The sequence below is a fragment of the Aeromonas sp. s8 genome, from assembly GCF_040907785.1.
In the GTDB taxonomy this organism is placed as follows: domain Bacteria; phylum Pseudomonadota; class Gammaproteobacteria; order Enterobacterales; family Aeromonadaceae; genus Aeromonas; species Aeromonas veronii.
Genome location: NZ_JBFOCL010000015.1, coordinates 123,379 through 139,452, shown reverse-complemented (window position 1 = coordinate 139,452; position 16,074 = coordinate 123,379). Strand labels below are relative to the sequence as shown.

The 16,074-nt window shown below is 57.7% G+C and carries 15 protein-coding genes; 11 read left to right on the top strand and 4 right to left on the bottom strand.

Going from position 1 to position 16,074, the window contains the following annotated elements:
* Positions 1-659 precede the first annotated feature (659 nt).
* From AB5Y86_RS04605 to AB5Y86_RS04575, 7 genes are all read left to right on the top strand, one after another.
* The gene (locus AB5Y86_RS04605; protein WP_005337678.1) at positions 660-1,295 is read left to right on the top strand and encodes a YchE family NAAT transporter; all 636 of its coding nucleotides are present in this window, start codon (positions 660-662) and stop codon (positions 1,293-1,295) included.
* A gap of 279 nt (positions 1,296-1,574) precedes the next feature.
* Positions 1,575-3,194: an ABC transporter substrate-binding protein gene (locus tag AB5Y86_RS04600; protein WP_139434502.1), complete on the top strand. Its 1,620-nt coding sequence runs from the start codon at positions 1,575-1,577 to the stop codon at positions 3,192-3,194.
* A gap of 98 nt (positions 3,195-3,292) precedes the next feature.
* A complete protein-coding gene (gene oppB / locus AB5Y86_RS04595; protein WP_005337672.1) occupies positions 3,293-4,213 on the top strand; it encodes an oligopeptide ABC transporter permease OppB in 921 nt (306 codons plus the stop codon).
* A 14-nt stretch (positions 4,214-4,227) separates the two neighbouring features.
* On the top strand, positions 4,228-5,139 hold the full coding sequence (oppC, locus tag AB5Y86_RS04590; RefSeq protein WP_005337670.1) for an oligopeptide ABC transporter permease OppC: 912 nt from the start codon (positions 4,228-4,230) through the stop codon (positions 5,137-5,139).
* A gap of 54 nt (positions 5,140-5,193) precedes the next feature.
* The gene (locus AB5Y86_RS04585) at positions 5,194-6,174 is read left to right on the top strand and encodes an ABC transporter ATP-binding protein (RefSeq protein ID WP_005337668.1); all 981 of its coding nucleotides are present in this window, start codon (positions 5,194-5,196) and stop codon (positions 6,172-6,174) included.
* A complete protein-coding gene (oppF, locus tag AB5Y86_RS04580) occupies positions 6,175-7,170 on the top strand; it encodes a murein tripeptide/oligopeptide ABC transporter ATP binding protein OppF (RefSeq protein ID WP_005337666.1) in 996 nt (331 codons plus the stop codon).
* A 302-nt stretch (positions 7,171-7,472) separates the two neighbouring features.
* A complete protein-coding gene (locus tag AB5Y86_RS04575) occupies positions 7,473-8,417 on the top strand; it encodes a TerC family protein (RefSeq protein ID WP_368192256.1) in 945 nt (314 codons plus the stop codon).
* 64 nt (positions 8,418-8,481) lie between these two features.
* Here the strand turns inward: AB5Y86_RS04575 and alr are convergent, their stop codons facing one another.
* Positions 8,482-9,708, bottom strand: coding sequence for an alanine racemase (gene alr / locus AB5Y86_RS04570; RefSeq protein ID WP_368192255.1), 1,227 nt, complete (start codon positions 9,706-9,708; stop codon positions 8,482-8,484).
* Between the two features lie 173 nt (positions 9,709-9,881).
* Between alr and AB5Y86_RS04565 the strand changes: the two genes are divergently transcribed.
* Positions 9,882-10,331: an isoprenylcysteine carboxylmethyltransferase family protein gene (locus tag AB5Y86_RS04565; RefSeq protein WP_005361602.1), complete on the top strand. Its 450-nt coding sequence runs from the start codon at positions 9,882-9,884 to the stop codon at positions 10,329-10,331.
* 93 nt (positions 10,332-10,424) lie between these two features.
* On the opposite strand, the gene tapW is transcribed toward AB5Y86_RS04565, so the two are convergent.
* Both tapW and AB5Y86_RS04555 read right to left on the bottom strand, forming a co-directional pair.
* The gene (gene tapW / locus AB5Y86_RS04560) at positions 10,425-11,564 is read right to left on the bottom strand and encodes a type IVa pilus ATPase TapW (protein ID WP_368192254.1); all 1,140 of its coding nucleotides are present in this window, start codon (positions 11,562-11,564) and stop codon (positions 10,425-10,427) included.
* A 58-nt stretch (positions 11,565-11,622) separates the two neighbouring features.
* On the bottom strand, positions 11,623-11,979 hold the full coding sequence (locus AB5Y86_RS04555) for a DMT family protein (protein WP_005353120.1): 357 nt from the start codon (positions 11,977-11,979) through the stop codon (positions 11,623-11,625).
* 112 nt (positions 11,980-12,091) lie between these two features.
* On the opposite strand from AB5Y86_RS04555, the gene AB5Y86_RS04550 reads away from it, so the two are divergent.
* The 3 genes from AB5Y86_RS04550 to AB5Y86_RS04540 all read left to right on the top strand — a co-directional run bounded on the left by AB5Y86_RS04550 (position 12,092) and on the right by AB5Y86_RS04540 (position 14,791).
* Positions 12,092-12,823, top strand: coding sequence for an ABC transporter substrate-binding protein (locus AB5Y86_RS04550; protein WP_043825634.1), 732 nt, complete (start codon positions 12,092-12,094; stop codon positions 12,821-12,823).
* Between the two features lie 97 nt (positions 12,824-12,920).
* Positions 12,921-13,928, top strand: coding sequence for a vitamin B12 ABC transporter permease BtuC (btuC, locus tag AB5Y86_RS04545; protein ID WP_005353116.1), 1,008 nt, complete (start codon positions 12,921-12,923; stop codon positions 13,926-13,928).
* A 65-nt stretch (positions 13,929-13,993) separates the two neighbouring features.
* A complete protein-coding gene (locus AB5Y86_RS04540; protein WP_368192338.1) occupies positions 13,994-14,791 on the top strand; it encodes an ATP-binding cassette domain-containing protein in 798 nt (265 codons plus the stop codon).
* An 85-nt stretch (positions 14,792-14,876) separates the two neighbouring features.
* Here AB5Y86_RS04540 and AB5Y86_RS04535 read toward each other — a convergent pair whose 3' ends face one another.
* Positions 14,877-15,941: a 3-deoxy-7-phosphoheptulonate synthase gene (locus AB5Y86_RS04535; protein ID WP_265775790.1), complete on the bottom strand. Its 1,065-nt coding sequence runs from the start codon at positions 15,939-15,941 to the stop codon at positions 14,877-14,879.
* Between the last annotated feature and the right edge of the window lie 133 nt (positions 15,942-16,074).

The window sequence follows — 16,074 nt, the reverse complement described above, 5'->3', positions numbered from 1 at the left end:
AAAGAACAAAAGAAATTTTATTTCACAATCCTTGTTTGACTGATGTTATCGGAATGTGCATCAAAGGGAAAGGTGAGAGACTTGTTAACGCATGGTAATAAACCACATTTATCAAGTGGTTAATTGCAATCGAACATAGGATTGCAGAGCTATTTTGGCGCTATAGGTTAGCAAATATGAGTGAATCGGTTTCAAAATCACCGACAAACGCACTTTATTCCAGCGTTTGTTGCAAAAATGATTGTTGTTTTAATCCATGACTAATCCACTTTATTCCCCGAGGGGGCCATTTCTGCCCCCTTTCCCGGTTTTTGCATTGTGGCTCTCTTGCCGAGTCAATGAAGTGATGTGTGGCCTGAAATAGTAGGAAGGCAAAGCTTGGATTCTCTCGAGTCGCTTGGTCATTCGGTCAGTCATCGTCGGACTCTCTGGTCATGATTAAGCAGGCTTGCGCTCACTTTTCTGGCGCGTGTCGGGCGGTAGAAAGGGCTTTTGGCATCGGTTTATGCCAGTTAGCGCGGATGCATTAGATGAACTAACTAAAAAACCCTCAAAATGGTGAGATTATTTGATTGGTGCCCGCTCTGGCTATGATGTAAATTTACGCACGAAATTAATGGACTGGCCCGCTGGGCCCGAAACTCTATTGGAAGGCGCCTATGGCAGCAATTGACGTCTCGTTGTATCTGAAGTTTTTTGTCGGTTTGTTCGCAATTATCAACCCGCTTGGTTTGTTGCCGGTGTTTGTCAGCCTGACCAGCCACCATACCCAGGCCGAGCGGATGAAAACCAATACCACCGCCAATATCGCGGTGATGGTGATCCTGCTGGTCTCCATGTATATGGGGCAACTGATCCTCGATGGTTTTGGCATCTCGCTGGCATCGTTCCGGATCGCCGGTGGGTCGCTGATTACCCTGATTGCCTGGTCGATGCTGCAGGGCAAGCTGGGCGAGGTGAAGCACAACAAACAGGAGAAGGGTGAACTGGCGGTGCGCGAGTCTATCGCCGTGGTGCCGTTGGCGCTGCCGCTGATGGCGGGCCCCGGTGCCATCTCCTCGGTGATTGTCTACGCCAGCCAGAGCCACTGGCAGCAGCTGCTCGGCATGTCAGTGGTTGTCGTGGTCTTCTCCTTCTGCTCCTGGCTCATCTTCCGCGCTGCGCCGCTGCTGTTCAAGATCATGGGCAACACCGGCATCAACGTGGTGACCCGTATCATGGGTCTTATCATGATGTCGCTGGGTATCGAGATCATGGTGGCCGGTATCAAGGGGGTTTTCCCCAGCCTGATGTGAGCCAGCTCCGCTTTATGAAAGCCGGTCCTCGTGACCGGCTTTTTATTGGTTGCTTTTTGCCCGGTCTTTTCTAGAATCGGTCGTTTGTGTGAAAAATGAGCGCTTTGCCGGTGTTTTAATACTGAAAAAGCGCACGCCAGCTGATTTTTTGACCAGAAAATGACGATTACCCTGACAATATCTGTTGCATTATCGGAATTGGCAGGGAATTATGCTGGGAGCGGGTTTTAACCCCGTCACTTTAAAAAATGCATGGAATGTTCTTGTTGGAGTAGGGAAATGACTCATAAAAAAACAATGATTAACACATTGCTGGTGGCTGCACTGTTTGGTGGCGTCAATGTGGCTCAGGCTGCCGATGTCCCGGCGGGAACCAAGCTGGCTGAAGTCCAGCAACTGGTAAAAGGCAACGGCTCCGAGCCTGCGACCTTGGACCCACAGAAAGTTGAAGGAACGCCTGAGTCTGCAATTTTGCGCGACCTCTTTGAAGGTCTCGTGACATCCGGTTCGAAAGGGGAAGTTGTTCCCGGTGTCGCAGAGTCTTGGGAAACCAAGGATAACAAGCACTATGTCTTCCACCTGCGCAAAGATGCCAAGTGGTCCAACGGTGAACCTGTCACCGCACATGATTTTGTATATGCCTTCCAGCGTGCAGTTGACCCCAAGACAGCCTCTCCTTACTCCTGGTATCTGGAGATGCCAACTATTGCCAATGCTACAGAGATCATTGCTGGCAAGAAGCCGGCTGATACGCTGGGCGTGAAGGCGACCGACGACTACACCTTCGAAGTGCAGCTAGAGAAGGCTATCCCTTATTTCGTAACCATGCTCTCTCACACCACCACCTACCCGGTACCGAAGAAGGTGATCGAGAAGTATGGTGAAAAATGGACCCAGCCGGGCAATATGGTAGGTAATGGTGCCTACGTATTGAAGGAGTGGGTTGTTAATGAGCGAATTGGCTTGGAGCGTAATAAAAACTACTGGAATGATGCGAAAACGGTGGTCAACAAGGTTACCTATCTTCCGATCCAGTCCACTAACGCGGAGCTAAATCGCTTCTTGGCTGGTGAAATTGATATGACATGGAACGTGCCTATCGAACGTTTCAAGCAACTCAAGAAAGATTACCCGGCTGATTTGAAGGTTGAAGGTCTGGTTTCTACTTATTACTACCAGTTCAACATCAAGAAAAAGCCGTTTGATGACGTGCGAGTGCGAACTGCTCTCTCTTATGCGGTCAATCGTGACGTGATTGCAGATAAAGTCATGGGGCAAGGGCAAAAACCCGCATATGGGTTGACGCCTGACTATGTCGATGGTTTTAAACCGGTTGCCCCAGAGTGGTCAAAAATGACCCAGGCCGAACGTGACGCCAAGGCCAAGGCGCTGCTTGAAGAGGCAGGTTTCGATGCCAGCAAGCCGTTGAAGTTCGAGCTGCTCTACAACACCGATGACAACCACAAGAAAGTGGCTGTGGCCGTTGCTTCCATGTGGAAAAAACTGGGTGCAGAGGTCAGTTTAGTGAACCAGGAGTGGAAAACTTACTTGGAAACCAAGAAGCAGGGCCAGTTTGACGTGGGTCGTGCCGGCTGGAGCGCCGATTACAACGAAGCCTCATCCATGCTGGACCTGATGCAGACCACTCACGGCAACAACGATGGCAAGTACTCCAATCCAGCGTTTGACAAGTTGATGACCGACTCTCGTGATCAGGTTGATGCGGACGCTCGCAACAAGCTCTATGTCCAGGCTGAAGAGATCTTGGCCAAGGACATGCCGATCATCCCGATATACCAATATGTTCAACCTCGGATGGTCAAAGCTTATGTTGGGGGTTACCCAAGCAACCCGCTGGATAACCTCTACAGCAAAGATATGTACATCATTGCTCACTGATTTAAAGCAACAAGTCGCATAACAAGCAGGGCCCGCCGGACGGCGGGCCTTTATTACAACCGCGACCCTTTGGAAGCAGTACAGGACAGGAAATGTCTATGTTGAAATTCATTTTTAAACGGCTATTGGAAGCGATCCCGACTCTGCTGGTCTTGATCACCGTCTCTTTTTTCATGATGCGCTTCGCCCCGGGTAACCCCTTTACCAGCGAGCGTTCACTGCCCCCCGAAGTCATCGCCAATATCGAGGCCAAATACGGGCTCGACAAACCCATTGGCATGCAATATCTCACTTACCTGGGCAACCTGGTGCAGGGTGATTTGGGCCCCTCTTTCAAATACAAGGATTTCACCGTCAATGATCTGGTGAGTCAGGCGCTGCCTGTTTCCGCCAAGATCGGGACCACGGCCTTCTTCTTCGCCGTGCTGCTGGGGGTCACCTTCGGCACCATAGCGGCACTGAAACAGAACACCATCATCGATTATCTGCTGATGTCGTCGGCCATGGCCGGGGTGGTGATCCCGGGCTTTGTGCTGGCGCCCTTGCTGGTGCTGTTCTTCAGTATTCATCTTGGCTGGTTCCCTGCCGGTGGCTGGCAGGGCGGTGGCATCCAGTTTATGGTGCTGCCGGTGTTCGGCATGATGATGTACTACATCTCTGCCATCTCGCGGATCATGCGGGGCAGCATGATCGAGACCATGAACTCCAACTTCATCCGTACCGCCCGTGCCAAGGGCTTGCCGCTGCGCCACATCATCCTGAAACACGCGCTGCGTCCGGCCATGCTGCCAGTGGTCTCCTATCTGGGCCCGGCCTTTGTCGGCATCATCACAGGTTCCGTGGTGATCGAGACCATCTTCGGCCTGCCGGGGATCGGTCAGCTGTTCGTCAACGGTGCTCTTAACCGTGATTACTCCATGGTGCTCGGTCTGACCATTCTGGTCGGCGCCCTCACCATCACCTTTAACGCTGTGGTCGATATTCTCTACGCCTTTATCGATCCCAAGATCCGTTACTAATTCGGGAGTTCATCATGGTTGTTTCAACTGAAAAACGCGATGCCGTCGAGGCGTTCGCGCAAAAAGTGGAAGTGGTGGAGGGGCGCTCCCTGTGGAAGGATGCCCGTCGCCGTTTCCTGCGCAACAAGGCGGCCCTGACCAGCCTGATCATTCTGACCATCATCGGTCTGGCGGTCATCTTTGGCCCCCATTTGTCCCAATACACCTTTGACGATCCGGACTGGGGCGCCATGCAGTCGCCGCCGGATATGGAAGCAGGTCACTACTTCGGAACCGACAGTCTGGGGCGCGATCTGTTTGTGCGCACCCTGCTGGGCGGTCGCATCTCCCTGATGGTCGGCATCATGGGCGCCATGGTGGCGGTCATCATCGGCACCCTGTATGGCGCTGCCTCCGGCTTTATCGGCGGGCGGGTCGACAGCCTGATGATGCGGGTACTGGAGATCCTCAACGCCTTCCCCTTCATGTTCTTTGTCATCATGCTGGTCACCTTCTTTGGCCGCAATCTGGCACTCATCTTTATCGCCATCGGGGCGGTGAGCTGGCTCGACATGGCGCGTATCGTGCGGGGCCAGACCTTGAGCCTCAAGAGCAAGGAGTTTATCGAGGCAGCCCACGTCTGTGGCGTCTCCAAGTGGAAGATCATTACCCGTCACATCGTACCGAACGTACTCGGTATCGTGGCCGTCTACGCCACCTTGCTGGTGCCGGGGATGATCATGTTTGAATCCTTCCTGAGTTTCCTGGGCCTTGGTGTTCAGGAACCGATGACCAGCTGGGGTGCCCTGCTGGATGAAGGCTCCAAGTCGATGGAAGTGGCCATCTGGCAACTGCTGTTCCCCGCCTGCTTTATGGTGGTGACCCTGTTTTGCTTCAACTTCCTCGGGGATGGTCTGCGTGACGCCCTCGATCCGAAAGATCGTTAATCGAGCATCGGATCGACAGGAAAGCATCACGAAAGATCGATAAGGAGTTTTTATATGAAGTTACTGGATGTGAAAGATCTGCGGGTCGAGTTCAAGACCCCGGACGGCAATGTGGTGGCGGTCAACGACCTCAACTTTTCTCTCTCTGCGGGTGAAACCCTGGGGATCGTCGGCGAGTCCGGCTCCGGCAAATCCCAGACGGCCTTCGCCATCATGGGGCTGCTGGCCAAAAACGGCATTATTACCGGTTCTGCCAAGTTTCAGGGGGAGGAGATCCTCAACCTGCCGGAGTCCAAGCTCAACAAGATCCGCTCCGAGAAGATCGCCATGATCTTCCAGGACCCCATGACCTCGCTCAACCCCTACATGAAGGTGCAGGATCAGCTGATGGAAGTGCTGATGTTGCATAAGGGCGTCAGCAAGGCGGAAGCGTTCGAAGAGTCGGTACGGATGCTCGATGCGGTCAAAATTCCCGAAGCACGCAAGCGGATGGGGATGTATCCCCACGAGTTTTCCGGCGGCATGCGCCAGCGGGTGATGATCGCCATGGCACTGCTCTGCCGGCCGCAACTGCTGATCGCCGACGAACCGACTACCGCACTAGACGTGACCGTGCAGGCCCAGATCATGACCCTGATGAACGAGCTCAAGCGCGAGTTCAACACCGCCATCATCATGATCACCCACGACCTTGGCGTGGTCGCCGGTATCTGCAACAAGGTGCTGGTGATGTATGCCGGTCGTACCATGGAGTACGGCAAGGTAGACGATATCTTCTATCGCCCGAGCCACCCCTACACCGAAGGCTTGCTGCGCGCCATTCCCCGCCTCGATACCGAAGGGGAAGTGCTGCCCACCATCCCGGGCAATCCGCCCAACCTGCTGCGTCTGCCCACCGGTTGCCCCTTCCAGGAGCGTTGCCACCGGGTCAGCGAAATTTGCGGCCAGCAGTCACCGATCCTGACCCCGTTCAACGACGGTCGGGAGCGTGCTTGTCACTGGGTTTCGGATGCCATGAACAAGGGGGCCAACTAAATGGGTGCCGACAAAAAATTGCTGTTGGAAGTGTCTGACCTCAAGGTCCACTTCAGTATCAAGAGTGGCAAGGCGTGGCCCTGGGCCAAACCGTCCGACCTCAAGGCGGTCGATGGTGTTACTCTGCGCCTCTACGAAGGGGAAACCCTCGGCGTGGTGGGTGAGTCCGGTTGCGGCAAATCTACCTTTGCCCGCGCCATCATCGGTCTGGTACCGGCCACCGATGGCAAGGTGGTGTGGCTGGGTGACGATCTTACCAAGCTCGATCAGAATGCCCTGCGCGAGAAGCGTAAAGAGATCCAGATGATTTTCCAGGACCCGCTGGCTTCTCTGAACCCGCGCATGACTATCGGCGACATCATCGCCGAGCCGCTCATCACCTTCTACCCCAACCTGCCGCGGGAAGAGGTGAAAGAGAAGGTGCGCGCCATGATGAGCAAGGTGGGGTTGTTGCCCAACCTGGTCAACCGCTATCCGCACGAGTTCTCCGGCGGCCAGTGCCAGCGGATCGGGATTGCCCGGGCGCTGATCCTCGAGCCCAAGATGATCATCTGCGACGAGCCGGTCTCGGCGCTTGACGTCTCCATTCAGGCGCAGGTGGTCAACCTGCTCAAATCCCTGCAAAAGGAGATGGGGCTGTCGCTTATCTTCATCGCCCACGATCTGTCGGTGGTCAAACATATCTCCGATCGGGTGCTGGTGATGTATCTGGGCAACGCCGTCGAGTTGGGGACCCGCAAGGAGATCTTTGCCAACCCGTTGCATCCCTACACCAAGGCGCTGATGTCAGCGGTGCCAATCCCGGACCCTGAGCTGGAGCGCAACAAGGTGATCCAGATCCTGGAGGGGGATTTGCCCTCACCGATGAATCCACCGTCAGGCTGCGTGTTCCGCACCCGCTGCCCGGTGGCTGGCCCCGAGTGTGCCAAGACCCGCCCAGTGCTGGAGGGGAACTTCGATCACGCGGTCTCCTGCCTCAAGGTCGACCCGCTCTGATGGGGATGTGTTGAACCTGCTTGCGGGGCTCCTTGATGGGGCCCCGATTTATTTTTGACGGCAGTGCAGATGCCTCTTGGCGTTATCATTTACCGCTGCTACTATCCGCGCAACAAGGGGAGTAACTTCTCGCCGGTTTGTCGTCATTACGGTGCACCCATATCCTGCAGTGCACCCGGCAGCCGGGCAGTCGATGCAAATCAGCTGTAAGTGAGACCTTGCCGAGAGGCAAGGTGTATCTGCTCCAAACGCAAACCCACGCCTCTCGGTCGTGGGTTTTGTCGTTTTTGGGAGAAGTGAACATGGGTGAATGGTGGATGTGGACCGGTTTCTTCAGCATAGTGCTGGTCCTGTTATGGATAGACATACGCTTTGTCGGTGGCGGCAAGTCACACAAGGTATCTCTCAAAGAGGCGGGCGTCTGGTCCCTCATCTGGATCAGTGTTGCCCTGCTCTTCAACCTGGCTATCTGGCTCTGGCTCGATCACAGCGCGGGCCGTGAAATCGCCAACCAGAAGGGGTTGGAGTTCCTCACCGGCTACCTCATCGAGAAAGCGCTGGCAGTGGACAACGTCTTCGTCTGGCTGATGCTGTTCGGCTACTTTGCCATTCCAGCCGAGCTGCAGCGCCGGGTGCTGCTGTACGGGGTGCTGGGTGCCATCGTGATGCGTGCCGGTATGGTGTTCGCGGGCAGCTGGCTCATCGAGCAGTTCCACTGGATCCTCTACCTGTTCGGCGCCTTCTTGCTGCTGACCGGTGCCAAGATGCTGTGGGCGGCCGACAAGGAGCCTGACTTGGCCAACAACCCGCTGCTGGGCTGGATGCGCCGTCGTTTCAAGGTGACCGAGACCCTGGAAGGGGAGAAGTTCTTCGTCTGGCGTGACGGTGTGCGCTATGGCACCCCGCTGCTGTTGATCCTGGTGCTGGTGGAGGTGAGCGATCTTATCTTTGCGGTGGACAGTATCCCGGCCATCTTCGCGGTGACCACGGATCCCTTCATCGTGCTGACCTCCAACATCTTCGCCATCATGGGTCTGCGTGCCATGTACTTCCTGCTGGCGGGTGTGGCTGATCGCTTCGCCCTGCTTAAATACGGTCTGGCACTGATCCTGATGTTTATCGGGGTCAAGATGCTGCTGCTGGATATCTTCAAGATCCCGACCGGCATAGCACTGGGCGTAGTCGCGTTGATCCTGCTGGCATCCATGGGGCTGAGTCTGTTTGTGACCCGAAAAAAGGCCGCTTAAACGCAACATCATTTAATACCAAACAACAAGGGCTCCCGCGGGAGCCCTTTTTCATATCGCGTGATCAGCGTTTGATCTTCTTGGGGTTGGTGTAGCCCCAGATGGTGTACATGTCCGCCAGCAGGGCGCCGTTGTACTCCTCCAGATCCGCCTGTTTCACCTCGGCACTTCCCTGACGGCCAAACAGCACCACCTCGTCACCGGGTTTCACCCCTTTCAGGTCGGTCACATCCACCATGATGGTGTTCATGGAGGTCTTGCCGACAACCGGCACCTTCTGGCCCTGGATCAGCACATAGGCCTTGTTGCTCAGGGAGCGGCGATAGCCATCGGAGTAGCCCAGCGGCAGGTTGGCGAGCCAGGAGTCACGCTTGAGAGTAAAGGTGCGGTCATAACCGACGGTGTTGCCCGCTGCATAGTGGTTGACCGAGGCGACCTGGGTCTTGAATGCCATCACCCGCTTGTATTCGGTGTGGGAGGGGATGGAGTCACCGTAGAGCAGGCCGCCCGGGCGCACCATGTCGAAGTAGGCGTCCGGCACGGCTAGAGTGGCGAAGGAGTTGGCGGCGTGGATGGTGATCTGGCTGCGATCCAGCTTGCCCGCTTCCAGCAGCCACTGGGAGTCCAGTTTGAACTGGGCCAGCCCCATCTTGACGTCCTCTTTCTCCTCCACCGGGAAGTGGGTCATGATGCCGACCGGGGTGATCCCCTTTAGCTTGAGCATGGCCAGCGCATCCTGCTTGGCATCGGCCAGACGCAGATCGATGCCGTTGCGGCTCATGCCGGCGGAGTTGAGTGCAATATGCACCGGAATGGTGGTGTGGTGGCGCTGGGCGATATCGGCGATACCCTGGGCACTCACCAGACTGCCGATCAGCTCCTCCATCTTGTAGGGCAGGGCCTGCTCTACTTCATCCGGGGTGGCAGCACGCACCCGCATCAGACGGCCGGTAAAGCCCTTCTCGCGGGCGACGCGCGCCTCTTCGTTGCTGGCGATGCCGATGCAGGGGATATTGGCCTTGACCACGGAGGGAACCAGCAGGTCGATGCCATGACCATAAGCGTCGGCCTTCATGATGGCGCAGATCTGCGGGCCTTTGTCGCCGAGGCGATCCTTGAGGGTCTGGATATTGTGTTCAAAGGCGCCCAGATCCACTTCCAACCAGGCGTTGCTGGCGGTTTGCTCCTGGCCGTTGCGATGATCCGTCGCAAGGGGCAGATAGGGAGCCGCAACGGCTTGGCCCGCGAGCAGGCCGAAGATCAGGGTAGCCAGCAGAGTTTTCTTGTGCATGGTGATTCCTTTTTGTTGTTCGCGTTGGATAGTTTGGACGGGGTCGGCCACATTGGTGGTGGTTTAACCACAACTTGTTGTTATTATTATGATCTTTGTCACTCTCAACAGGCGCTGACTGGTTGGGAGTCTACCGCAACACGGGTTCGGCCGACACTCGTCAGGGGAAGAAAATGGTCAATCTTGAGTTACGTTTGCCACCACCGCTGATCTTTCTGCTCTGTGCCGGGGCCATGTGGTGGCTAAGAGGGGAGAGTCAGCCCGGCATCTGGGCAATGGCGCTGATGGCTGTGCTGGTCGTGGCGGGGGCCATCATGGGCTTTGGTGCCCTGCAACGGTTTCGTCACCACCAGACCACGGTCAGCCCCACCAAACCGCAGCACACCAGTCGTCTGGTGACCTGTGGCGTCTATCGTGTCAGCCGCAATCCCATGTATCTGGGGCTGCTCTGCTGGCTGGCCGCCTGGGGCTGTTATCTCGGTGGAAGTTGGGTCTGGGTTGGGCCAATCGTGCTGGTGGCTTGGCTGACTCGCTTTCAGATCATGCCGGAGGAGCGGCTGCTGCGCGCCCGTTTCGGTGACGAGTATGTGGCGTATTGCCAGCGCGTTCGCCGTTGGTGCTGACTGGCTATGATCTGCGTGAGCTGAGGGATAAGTCGGGTCAGCCGTGCGGGATAAAGAGAACCCCGGGCTGGCCCGGGGTTCTCGAGGGGCTAGTTAGAAAAAATCGCCCTTCTCGTCCTTGGTGGGTTCGAGGCTCCAGCCGGTGGCATCGCTGCTGCTGGCAATCTGTCCCTTCTCCTTCCACAGCTTGATCTTGAGGCGCAGGTTGTTGGCCGAGTCGGCGTTTTTCACCGCCTCTTCTTCCTCAATTACCCCTTCCACCACCAGATCAAACAGGGCGCTGTCGAAGGTGACCATGCCGAGGGCCTTGGATTTCTCCATCACCTCTTTGAGACCACCAAATTCGCCGCGCTTGATCATGTCGCGGATGGTGTGGGTGCCAAGCATGATCTCCACCGCGGCCCGGCGACCGCCATCGGTGGTTTTCACCAGACGCTGGGAGACAAAGGCCTTGAGGTTGTTGCCCAGATCGTTAAGCAGCTGGGGGCGGCGCTCCTCGGGGAAGAAGTTGATGATGCGATCCAGCGCCTGGTTGGCGTTGTTGGCGTGCAGGGTGGAGATGGCAAGGTGGCCGGTTTCGGAGAAGGCCAGCGCATGTTCCATGGTCTCGCGATCGCGGATCTCGCCGATAAGAATGACGTCCGGCGCCTGACGCAGGGTGTTTTTCAGGGCTGCGTGGAAGCTGCGGGTATCCACGCCAACCTCCCGCTGGTTGATGATGCTCTTGCGGTGGCGATGAACGAACTCCACCGGATCCTCGATGGTAATGATGTGCCCGCCGCTGTTGCGGTTGCGGTGGTCGATAAGCGCCGCCAGCGAGGTAGATTTACCCGAGCCGGTACCGCCGACAAACAGCACCAGGCCACGTTTCTCCATGATGGTGTCGAGCAGCACAGGCGGGAGTTTGAGATCTTCAAAGCGGGGGATTTCGGTCTTGATGTTGCGGGCCACCAGAGAGACTTCGTTGCGCTGCTTGAAGATGTTGACCCGAAAGCGGCCGATCTGGGGCAGGGAGATGGCGAGGTTCATCTCCAGATCCTTCTCGAACAGCTGCTTCTGCTCGCCATCCATGATCTCGGCGGCGATCCGCGCCACTTCACCCGGCTCCAGCGGCGTTTCGTTGAGGGGGCGCAGGCCGCCGTTAAATTTGGCGCAGGGGGGCGCGCCGGTCGACAGATAGAGGTCTGAGCCATCCTGCTTGGCCAGGATCTGTAACATGTCTCGCAATTCCATTTTTTTGCCTCGTCGATCAATGAGATGCCATGAGCGGGATGATATTGAGTGTACAGCCTCAGGCGCCGGTCAGTTTCTCGCGAAAGACAAAAAAGACCGCACCGAGAATGCAGAGCCCTGCCCAGAGATAGTCCCATTTCAGATCTTCCTTGAGATAGAAGATAGAGAAGGGGACGAATACGGTGAGTGTGATCACTTCTTGCAGGATTTTAAGTTGGCCCACGCTCATCACCGTATGGCCGATGCGGTTGGCAGGCACTTGCAGCAGGTATTCGAACAGGGCGATACCCCAGCTCACCAGGGCGGCAATGATCCAGGGTTTATGGTTCATGCTCTTGAGGTGAGCGTACCAGGCGAAGGTCATAAAGACGTTGCTGCAGAGCAGCAGACCGATACTGGCGAAAATCGGGTTCATAGGGTTCTCCTTGAAAATCCGGCGCATTTTATCCCTGAACCACGGGTTTTCATACGTGGTGCGGGAGGGTATTTTTAACCAACAGGATAAGCCGTGCGAGGTATGCGACGGGATGGGCAAGTTATGCGGGATTGTGTTGTTACTGTTATTTGCCATGCCGGTGCGAGCGACCCCGACGCTGACGGTGGCCACCGATCTGTGGCCGCCATTTCGCATCCTGCAAGCGGATGGCCGGTTGCAGGGGCTCGACATGGACATCCTGCGCCGGTTGCAACAGGCGAGCGGCATTGAGTTGCAGGTACGGCGGATGCCGTGGGGCAGGGCGCTCAAGCAGATGCAGACCGGTCAGGTCGATCTGATGATTGGCCTCGCCTATACCGCCGAGCGGGCGCAGTTTATCGACTATCTGCAGCCTGCCTACTACCAGTGCTGGCCCGCGTTTTATGGTCAGCCGGTCAATGTGGCCCGGATCCACCAATACCGCGATCTGCAGGGGGTGAAGGTGGGCTATGTGCTCAACTCCGCCTACTTTGAGCCCTTCAACAGTGACAGCCGCCTCGACAAGCACGGAGTACCCACCGAAGATCAGCTGCTGCGCATGGTGCAGCGCGGTCACCTGCCGCTGATGATTGGCACCGACTGTCAGGTGGACTATGCCCTGAGTCAGGGAAATGCCAGCCGGATAGGCAAGGCGGACTACCGCCCCGCCACGCCGGTGACCCTCTATCTGGGGATGAGCAAGCACTCACCTCACCAGTCGCTGCGCCAGCCCTTGCTGGTGGCGCTGCAAAATCTGGTGGCCAGCGGCGAGATAAGGGTGATGGCAAAGCGTTACCAGCCTTGACCTTGGGTGGCAAGCCACTGTTATCATGCCCTTTTCCTGCTTCTCCCTCGGCGCTGCGACAGGGCTGGGGGGAAGCCTTGTTATTCGGGGATCCTCCTTGTACCTCTCCCTTATCGCCCGCCAGCAGCGCTGGCAGCGGCGCTGGCTCTGTGGCCTGACGCTGCTGACCTTGCTGCTGTTTTTCTTCTCCCTCGTCTGGGGCGAGTTTGTGCTGCTGCCCTGGCAGCCCCTTGGCGATCTCGAACAGCGCATCCTGCTGGAGCTGCGCCTGCCCCGCGCCTTGCTGGCCCTCTTGGCTGGCGCCGCGCTCGCTTGTGGCGGCGCCGTATTGCAGGTGATGCTGCACAACCCGGTGGCCGAACCCGGGCTGCTTGGCGTTTCAAGCGGAGCAGGACTGGCTGCCATGGTGGCGATGGCGGTGGCCAAGTCCCTCGGCCTCTATCTGCCTGGCTGGGGGCTGTCGCTGGCGGCCTTCGGTGGCGCCCTGCTGGTAACCATGCTGCTCATTCGGCTGGCTCGTCGGGCGCGTCTCGGTCATGCCCGCTTGCTGTTGTTTGGCGTCGCCATCGGCATTCTCACCAATGCCGCCATGACCTGGTTGATGTACTTTGCCGATGATGGCTCCTTGCGTGAATTCATGTTCTGGATGATGGGGAGCCTCTCTTACGGCAGCCAGCAGTTTGCCTGGTGGTGGCTGGTGCTGCCGCTCACCCTGGGCTGGCTCTGCTGGCAGGGCAAGGCGCTGCAACAGTTGTTGTTGGGGGAGACCCAGGCCCGCCTGATGGGGATGGATGTCGACAAGATGCGGGTGCGGCTGGTGCTGGCGGTCTGTCTGCTGACCGGTGTGGCGGTGTCGTTGTGTGGTGTCATCGGTTTTGTTGGGTTGGTGGTGCCCCATCTGCTGCGGCTCTGCGGTGGCAGCGATCAGCGCTTTCTGCTGCCTGCTTCGGCGCTTGGCGGCGGGGCCCTGCTGCTGGCGGCCGATCTGGTTGCTCGATCCACCCTGAGCGCGGGGGAGTTGCCTATCGGCGTCATCACCGCCTCGGTGGGGGCGCCGCTCTTTATCTACCTGCTATTGAGGCAAACTGCCGATGGTGCTGCATGAATATCTGCATGATTTGGTCGGGGCGCGCAGTCTCCTTATTTACCCGTTGTTGAGGCAAGATGCCGATGTCACCCGCTGATCCCATGCTGGTTTCTTCTCGTGCTGCTGCACCGCTGCTGGAGGCGCGCGCACTCGCCATTGCCGGACGGCTCTCTCCCCTGGATATCCGCTGGCATGGCGGCCAGTTGGTGGCGCTGCTTGGCCCCAATGGCAGCGGCAAGTCGACCCTGCTCGGGGCGTTGGCGGGGATTTTACCCGCCGATGGCACAGTGCTGCTGGGGGGGGAAGTGCTTACTGACATGAGTTGGCCCGAGCTTGCCAAACGGCGCGCCATGCTGCCCCAGCGTCAGCCCCAGCTGTTTCATATTCCGGTGTTTCAGGTGTTGAGCCTGGGGCTCGATGAGATGGTTGCACCTGCCAGACAGAACGAGGCGATAAATGCATTGTGCGAGGCATTGGAGCTGGAAGCTTTGCTGGCTCGTGACTTCAGCCGGTTGTCGGGGGGCGAGCAGCAGCGAGTGCTGATTGCCCGCACCCTGCTGCAGGTGTGGCCGAGCCTCAATCCGACCGGCAAGGTGCTGCTGCTGGACGAGCCGCTGGCGGGGCTCGACCTGCATCACCAGCTGGCGCTGTTGCGGTTGCTGAAAACCCTGGCCGGGCAGGGCTTGCTGGTGGTGCTCGCCATCCACGATATCAATCTGGCCATCGACTGGGCCGACCGCATTCTCTGCCTGCAAGGGGGCGCGGTGGTGCGCGAAGGGGGTGTCGAGCTGGTGGATGAGGCGCTGCTGGCGCAGGTGTTCCAGATCCGCACCGACCGCATCGAAGCGGCTGGTCGGGTCTGGTTTATGCCGAGCCTCTAGCACGTGTTGGCAGTCACTCGCAGGTAAAGAAAAGGGCCGGATATCACGGATATCCGGCCCTTTTGGCATCTCGGGTAACGTGGGATTAGCGAGCTTGCTTGCTCAGGCGCACCTGTGCCGCCTCTGCCAGCATCGCCAGCAGGGTTTCGGTATCGTTCCATGACAGGCAGGCATCTGTGATGCTCTGGCCGAAGGTGGCGGCGCAGCCGTTCTCCACATCCTGACGCCCTTCCACCAGGAAGCTTTCGGCCATGATGCCGGCGATGCCGGTACGGCCGCGGCGCAGCTGATCGCAGATATCTTGCGCCACCAGCAGCTGACGGCGGTGATCCTTCATGCTGTTGCCATGGCTGAAATCGACCACCAGACGCTCCGGCAGGCCCACATCGGCCAACGCTTCACAGGCTTCATCGACACTGGCGGTGTCGTAGTTGGGTCGGTGGCCGCCACGCAGGATCACATGACCAAAGGGGTTACCAGCGGTGCGGTAGATGGTCATCTTGCCGTCCTTGTCCGGCGAATAGAAGATGTGGCTGTGACGGGCGGCGCGCACCGCATCGATGGCGATGCGGGTATTGCCGTCGGTGCCGTTCTTGAAGCCGACCGGGCAGGAGAGGGCCGAAGCCATCTCGCGGTGTACCTGGGATTCGGTGGTGCGAGCGCCGATAGCGCCCCAGGTGATGAGGTCGGCAATATACTGGCCGGTCACCATATCGAGGAATTCGGTGGCGGTGGGCATGCCGATCTCGTTGATGTCGACCAGCAGTTTGCGCGCCAGTTTCAGCCCTTCGTTGACGTCGAAGCTGCCATCGAGGCGCGGATCGTTGATCAGCCCTTTCCAGCCGACGATGGTGCGCGGCTTCTCGAAATAGGTGCGCATCACGATGCAGAGGCTCTCTTTATACTGCTCGCGCAGGGCGTTGAGGCGCTGGGCATACTCGCGAGCAGCAGCGGGATCATGGATAGAGCAGGGGCCGACAATGACCAGCAGGCGCTGATCGTCTCCGGCCAGAATGGCTTCCACTTCGCGACGGGCATCCAGCAGATTCTGGGCAATGGTATCGGTGATCGGAAACGCGTGTGCAAGCTCGCTCGGAGTGATCAGTGACTCCAGGCGACGGGTGCGCAATTCATCTGTGTGAATGGACATACAACTCAAGTCTCGAGTGGGTGGTGTCAGCCGCAAGGGGCGAAAAAGCAAAGAGATAAAATAAAGCAAAAGTCCCCTGATTGAAACCTTGGGGGGCTCTGATAGGATGTGAGGCCAAAATCGATTCCAAATG

Excerpts from the sequence above, each read along its gene's own strand:
- AB5Y86_RS04605 (WP_005337678.1), top strand. The coding sequence starts at position 660 with ATGGCAGCAATTGACGTCTCGTTGTATCTGAAGTTTTTTGTCGGTTTG.
- AB5Y86_RS04600 (WP_139434502.1), top strand. The coding sequence starts at position 1,575 with ATGACTCATAAAAAAACAATGATTAACACATTGCTGGTGGCTGCACTG.
- oppB (WP_005337672.1), top strand. The coding sequence starts at position 3,293 with ATGTTGAAATTCATTTTTAAACGGCTATTGGAAGCGATCCCGACTCTG.
- oppC (WP_005337670.1), top strand. The coding sequence starts at position 4,228 with ATGGTTGTTTCAACTGAAAAACGCGATGCCGTCGAGGCGTTCGCGCAA.
- AB5Y86_RS04585 (WP_005337668.1), top strand. The coding sequence starts at position 5,194 with ATGAAGTTACTGGATGTGAAAGATCTGCGGGTCGAGTTCAAGACCCCG.
- oppF (WP_005337666.1), top strand. The coding sequence starts at position 6,175 with ATGGGTGCCGACAAAAAATTGCTGTTGGAAGTGTCTGACCTCAAGGTC.
- AB5Y86_RS04575 (WP_368192256.1), top strand. The coding sequence starts at position 7,473 with ATGGGTGAATGGTGGATGTGGACCGGTTTCTTCAGCATAGTGCTGGTC.
- alr (WP_368192255.1), bottom strand. The coding sequence starts at position 9,708 with ATGCACAAGAAAACTCTGCTGGCTACCCTGATCTTCGGCCTGCTCGCG.
- AB5Y86_RS04565 (WP_005361602.1), top strand. The coding sequence starts at position 9,882 with ATGGTCAATCTTGAGTTACGTTTGCCACCACCGCTGATCTTTCTGCTC.
- tapW (WP_368192254.1), bottom strand. The coding sequence starts at position 11,564 with ATGGAATTGCGAGACATGTTACAGATCCTGGCCAAGCAGGATGGCTCA.
- AB5Y86_RS04555 (WP_005353120.1), bottom strand. The coding sequence starts at position 11,979 with ATGAACCCGATTTTCGCCAGTATCGGTCTGCTGCTCTGCAGCAACGTC.
- AB5Y86_RS04550 (WP_043825634.1), top strand. The coding sequence starts at position 12,092 with ATGGGCAAGTTATGCGGGATTGTGTTGTTACTGTTATTTGCCATGCCG.
- AB5Y86_RS04540 (WP_368192338.1), top strand. The coding sequence starts at position 13,994 with ATGTCACCCGCTGATCCCATGCTGGTTTCTTCTCGTGCTGCTGCACCG.
- AB5Y86_RS04535 (WP_265775790.1), bottom strand. The coding sequence starts at position 15,941 with ATGTCCATTCACACAGATGAATTGCGCACCCGTCGCCTGGAGTCACTG.